Raw genomic sequence first — 4,951 nt, 5'->3', positions numbered from 1 at the left:
GCGAAGAGCCTGCAGCCCCCGCGATGAGATAGTTGCTGAGGAAGGCGATGAAGAGACCGCTGATGATCGCAACCGGCTGGATGGAAGACAGGCGTCCTCTGAACCGGGCGGGCGCGATCTCGGAAATATAGGCGGGCGACATGACGCTCGCCGCGCCCACCGCAAGGCCGCCAATGATACGGTAGACGACAAATTCGGCCGAGCTGCCGGCAATGCCGGACCCGAAGGCTGACACAATGAAGAAGACAGCTGCGACAATCATCATCGTGCGCCGCCCGAACATGTCCGACAGCTTGCCGGCCAGCGCCGCGCCGGCTGCACAGCCGAGCAGCATGGACGCGACATTGAAGCCCGTGCCCACCTCTTCAGAATTGAAGGCGACCTGCAGCCCGTCGACCGTGCCATTGATCACCCCGGAATCGAATCCGAACAGAAAGCCGCCAATCGTCGCGACGCAACTGATCAGCAATACGTAAGCGAAATCGCCCTCGAACTTGGCCGGAGCCATTGTTGTATCTGACATTTTTCCTCCCAATCCCCTTTGGTGGAGACCTGTTTTGTCCTGAACCCCATCAAATGTTAGGGCTACCATAAAAGGCTATCGCACACTGCTGCAAGTTCAAAGAGATTTTGACAAGCCCATGTCTGATTGAGCCATGCATTCTGCGGGGATAATCGAGCCGCGATAGCCGATGACGAGGGCCGCGAGGCGGTTTCCTGCAGCCGCTGCATCTGACGGTGAAGCCCCGCCGAGGCGTGCGGCGAGATAGGCTGCATTGAAGCTGTCGCCTGCGCCTGTGGTGTCGACCACGGCGGCGGGCGATTCGGCCGGAATGGTCGCCGGCTCGCTCTCACGGCTGGCCACGACCGCGCCGTCAGCTCCGCATTTGAGCGCGACTTCGTCTGCGCCTGCATCGAGCCAGCGCTGGATGTGTTCTGCTTCGGCAAGCGTGCCAAACAGCTTGTCTTCATCGTCGCGGGTGGGCAGAGCCAGCGAGACGTGGGGTGCGATCGCTTCGACCGCCTGACGCGCGATGTTTGCGCTTTCCCATCCGGTTTCGCGATAGTTCGGATCAAAGGCGACATGGCCGCCATTGGCGCGCACGCGCCTCGCCCGATCAATCAGCTGCGCGCGCTCTGCCGAGGTAAAGATCGAAAGCGTAACGCCGGTGAGATAAAGCACCCCGGCGCTCGCCGCATGGAGGAGCGCGCCTGCGCTTTCCTCAAGCTCAAAGAAGGCCCGCGCCGCAGACTGGCCGCGCCAGTAATGAAAGCTGCGCTCGCCCGAGGCAGCGGTGGTAATCGTGTAAAGGCCGGGCAGGCGGCTGGGATGGCGCAGCACGAACCCTGTGTCGATGCCTTCGCCGTCGAGGCCTTTCTCGATCATCTCTGAATAAGGATCGCGGCCGAGCGCTGTGAGGTAGGAGGTCTGCGCCCCGAGGCGAGAGAGATAGACCAGCGTGTTGGCCGTATCGCCGGCCCAGGCCAGCCGCTTGTTGTCTGGCTCAGGCCCGGACAGTTCGAGCATGACTTCGCCAATGGCGACGACAGGACCGGAGATGTCTACCAATCCCATAGCGTGCCGTCTTTCAGCCGCGCGACCGGGAGCTGTTTGGGCTCATAGGGATATTTGGCGGCAAGGTCCTCATCGATATCGACGCCGTGGCCCGGCGCATCGCCTGGATACATGAAGCCATCCTCGAAACTATAGGCGTGCGGGAAAACCTCGTCGGTCTCATCGGTATGGCGCATATATTCCTGGATGCCGAAATTCGGGACGGAAATGTCAAAGTGGAGCGCCGCGCCCATGCAGACCGGAGAGAGGTCTGTGGCGCCGTGGCAGCCGGTCCGGATCTGGTAGAGGGCTGCCAGGCTGGCGATCCGGCGCAGCTGCGTGATCCCGCCGGCATGGACGACAGAGGTGCGGATATAGTCGATCAGCTGATCCTGGATCAGGGTGCGGCAGTCATAAATGGAGTTGAAGACCTCACCGACCGCGAGCGGAGTCACCGTATGCTGGCGGATGAGGCGGAAGGCCTCCTGGTTTTCCGCCGGGCTTGCATCTTCCATCCAGAACAGACGGTAGGGCTCGAGCGATTTGCCGAGGCGGGCAGCTTCAATCGGCGTGAGGCGATGGTGGACATCGTGCAGGAGCTCGACATCCGGTCCATGGGCTTCGCGCAGCGCCTCGAACAGGCTCGGCGCGAAATTGAGATAGGCGGGCGTGTCCCAGACCGATTCCTCGGGCAGCTCTGAGCTCGCCGGCTCATAATACATCTGGCCCTTGGCAACGCCGTACGTGCCTTTGACGCCCGGCACGGCGCATTGAGCGCGGACCGCCTTGTAGCCGAGGTCGATATAGCGGCCGACTTCGGCGAGCGTGCTCTCGATATCGGCGCCATTGGCATGGCCGTAGACGAGCACATGCTCTCGCGATTTGCCGCCGAGCAGCTGGTAAAGCGGCAGGCCTGCAGCCTTCGCCTTGATGTCCCAGAGGGCCGTGTCGACAGCGGAGATGGACGTCATGGTGACAGGGCCGCGCCGCCAGTAGGCGCCCTTGCTCAGAAACTGCCAGATATCCTCGATCCGGTGCGCGTCGCGCCCGATCAGATTGGGGATAACGTGATGTTCAAGATAGGCAGCAACCGCAAGCTCGCGGCCATTCAGCGTCGCGTCGCCAATCCCGGTCCGGCCCTCATCGGTTTCGATCTTCAGCGTCACGAAATTGCGTCCGGGGCAGGTGACGATCACCTTGGCATTCGTAATTTTCACGGCAGCGTCCTCCCGCCTCATCTGTTTTCAGGAGTCGTATAACGGGGGCCGTAGCCAAGCAATGGAAGAAATGATAGCGGTATCAATAAGGGAGGCCCCAAAGAGGCCCTCGGGGAGGATCAGGTGACACAGGCTGCGCGCCTCACACGCAGGCAATTGGGGTATCTGGGCGCCGGCGGCCTCGCGCTGGCAGCGACGGGATGTTCGTTCGGCCACGATACGCTCCTGCATGCGACCGATGCCCAGCCGGATGGCTATCCGACCGTGGAGGCAGTGCGCGAATTTGGCCGTCTGCTCAGCGAACGAAGCGGCGGACGGCTCGATCTGAAACTCTATCCCGGCGGGCAGCTCGGCAATGAGCGCGACACGCTTGAGATCACGATCTTTGGCGGGATCGATGTGAACCGGGTCAGCATTGCGCCGCTCGGGTCGATCTCGGCTGAAGCGAGGGTGCCGACCTTGCCCTTCATCTTCCGCGACACTGCGCACATGCGCGCCGCGCTCGATGGCGCGCCGGGCGAGACGATCCTCTCCTCGCTGGAGCCGCATGGGCTGATCGGCCTCTGTTTCTATGATGCCGGCGCGCGAAGCTTTTACACCACCAAGAAGCCTGTCCGCACGCCTGAGGACCTGAAGGGCATGAAGATCCGGGTGATGAGCTCGGACATGTTTGTCTCCATGGTGAACACGCTTGGCGGGGATGCGACGCCGATGGCGTATGGCGAGGTCTATCAGGGCCTGATGCAGGGCGTGATCGACGGGGCCGAGAATAACTGGCCGTCCTATTTCAGCTCGCGGCATTTCGAAGTGGCCGGATATTACAGCCTCACCCAGCATGTCATGGCGCCTGAAGTGTTGCTAATGTCCGAGCGCTGCTGGGCAGGACTGGATGAGGCTGACAGGGCGCTGGTGCGCGCCTGTGCAAAAGAGAGCGTCACCTTCATGCGCGCACTCTGGGATGAACGCTCGGCCGAGGCTCAGGCGGAAATCGAGGCCGCAGGCATCGAAATCGTCGAGCCGGACCGTGCGCCCTTTGTCGAGGCGGTGCAGCCTGTGTGGGAAAGATATCTCGCCACGCCTGAGCTCAAAGGCCTGAGCGAAGCGATCCAGGCTGTGGAGGCGTGACGTGAACGCGTTTGAAGCGATCTGCCGGAAGCTGAGCGCGCTCGCATTGCTCCTGTCTGGCGTCGGGCTCGTTCTGATGACGGCGCTGATCGGCTATCAGGTGTTTGCGCGCTATGTGCTGAATGACAGCCCGTCCTGGACCGAGCAGCTGACGCTTCTGACCATGCTCTGGTTCATCCTGTTTGCCGCCGCCGCGGGCGTGCGCGAAGGGTTTCACCTGCGGATATCCCTGTTTGAGTCGCTTGCGAAAGGGAAGACGAAACTCGCCGTCCAGCTCTTCGGCCAGGCGAGCGTGTTCGTGTTTGGCGTCGCCATGGCGGTGTTCGGGGCAGAGCTGGTGGCTGCCACCTGGAGCCATGCGATCCCGGCGCTCGGGATGCCGCGCGGGGTCGCCTATATTCCGATCAGCCTGTCCGGCGTGCTGGTCTGCCTGTTCTCGCTCGAACGGGCGCTTGCAATTCTTGCGGGCAGGGACATCGAGGCGACATGGAGCTGATCCTCCTCACCCTGCTTCTATTTGGGCTGCTGGCAGCCGGCGTGCCTGTGGCCTTCGCGCTCGGCGTATCGAGCCTTGTCTTTTTCGGCCTGCTCGACATCCCGCTCATCGTCGCCTTCCAGCGCATGGCGGCGGGGATGAATGTCTTCTCCCTTCTCGCTATCCCGTTTTTCGTGTTTGCCGGCGAGCTGATGGCGCGAACGGGCATCGCCCAACGCCTCGTCAGCATTGCAGAAGCGGCTTTCGGCAAGTCGAAGGGCGGGCTTGGCCAGGTCGATGTGGGCGCGAGCATGCTGTTCGGTGCGGTGTCGGGCTCTGCGGCAGCGTCTGTCTCTGCGATGGGCTCGACGCTGATCCCGATGATGAAGGCGCGCAATTACGACGCCGACTTCGCGGTCAATGTCACCACCACCGCCGCCATTCTCGGCATTCTTATTCCGCCCTCGCACAATATGATCCTCTATGCTGTCGTCTCGCCGGTTGGCGTGAGTGTCGGCGATCTGTTCCTTGCCGGTATCTTCCCGGGCCTTATCGCGGGCGGGGCGCTGATGATTACCG

Annotated in this window: 6 protein-coding genes; 3 read left to right on the top strand and 3 right to left on the bottom strand. The window is 62.3% G+C overall.

Features of this window, described 5'->3' with window-relative positions; all coding sequences use genetic code 11:
* The 3 genes from WA989_RS15660 to manD form a co-directional block, all read right to left on the bottom strand.
* Positions 1-523, bottom strand: a 523-nt coding sequence (locus WA989_RS15660; RefSeq protein ID WP_424341414.1) for an MFS transporter, incomplete at its 3' end; no start/stop codon positions are given.
* A gap of 96 nt (positions 524-619) precedes the next feature.
* Positions 620-1,576, bottom strand: a complete 957-nt coding sequence (locus tag WA989_RS15655; protein ID WP_424341413.1) for a sugar kinase — start codon at positions 1,574-1,576, stop codon at positions 620-622.
* Positions 1,564-2,772, bottom strand: a complete 1,209-nt coding sequence (gene manD / locus WA989_RS15650; protein ID WP_424341412.1) for a D-mannonate dehydratase ManD — start codon at positions 2,770-2,772, stop codon at positions 1,564-1,566. Before manD ends, WA989_RS15655 begins: the two co-directional genes overlap by 13 nt.
* Before the next feature lie 123 nt (positions 2,773-2,895).
* Here manD and WA989_RS15645 point away from each other — a divergent pair, with 123 nt between their 5' ends.
* From WA989_RS15645 to WA989_RS15635, 3 genes are all read left to right on the top strand, one after another.
* Entirely contained in the window at positions 2,896-3,897 is a 1,002-nt protein-coding gene (locus WA989_RS15645) for a TRAP transporter substrate-binding protein (RefSeq protein WP_424341411.1), read from the top strand.
* A 1-nt stretch (position 3,898) separates the two neighbouring features.
* Positions 3,899-4,393 (top strand): TRAP transporter small permease, encoded by a 495-nt coding sequence (locus tag WA989_RS15640; RefSeq protein WP_424341410.1) that lies wholly within the window; start codon positions 3,899-3,901, stop codon positions 4,391-4,393.
* Positions 4,384-4,951: TRAP transporter large permease subunit (locus tag WA989_RS15635; protein ID WP_424341409.1), on the top strand; the 568-nt coding region annotated here is incomplete at its 3' end. The genes WA989_RS15640 and WA989_RS15635, both read left to right, overlap by 10 nt.

The organism is Henriciella sp. (assembly GCF_049649345.1).
Lineage (GTDB): Bacteria > Pseudomonadota > Alphaproteobacteria > Caulobacterales > Hyphomonadaceae > Henriciella.
Note: the sequence above shows the minus strand (reverse complement) of the source record. Positions and strands in the feature narration are given on the sequence as shown.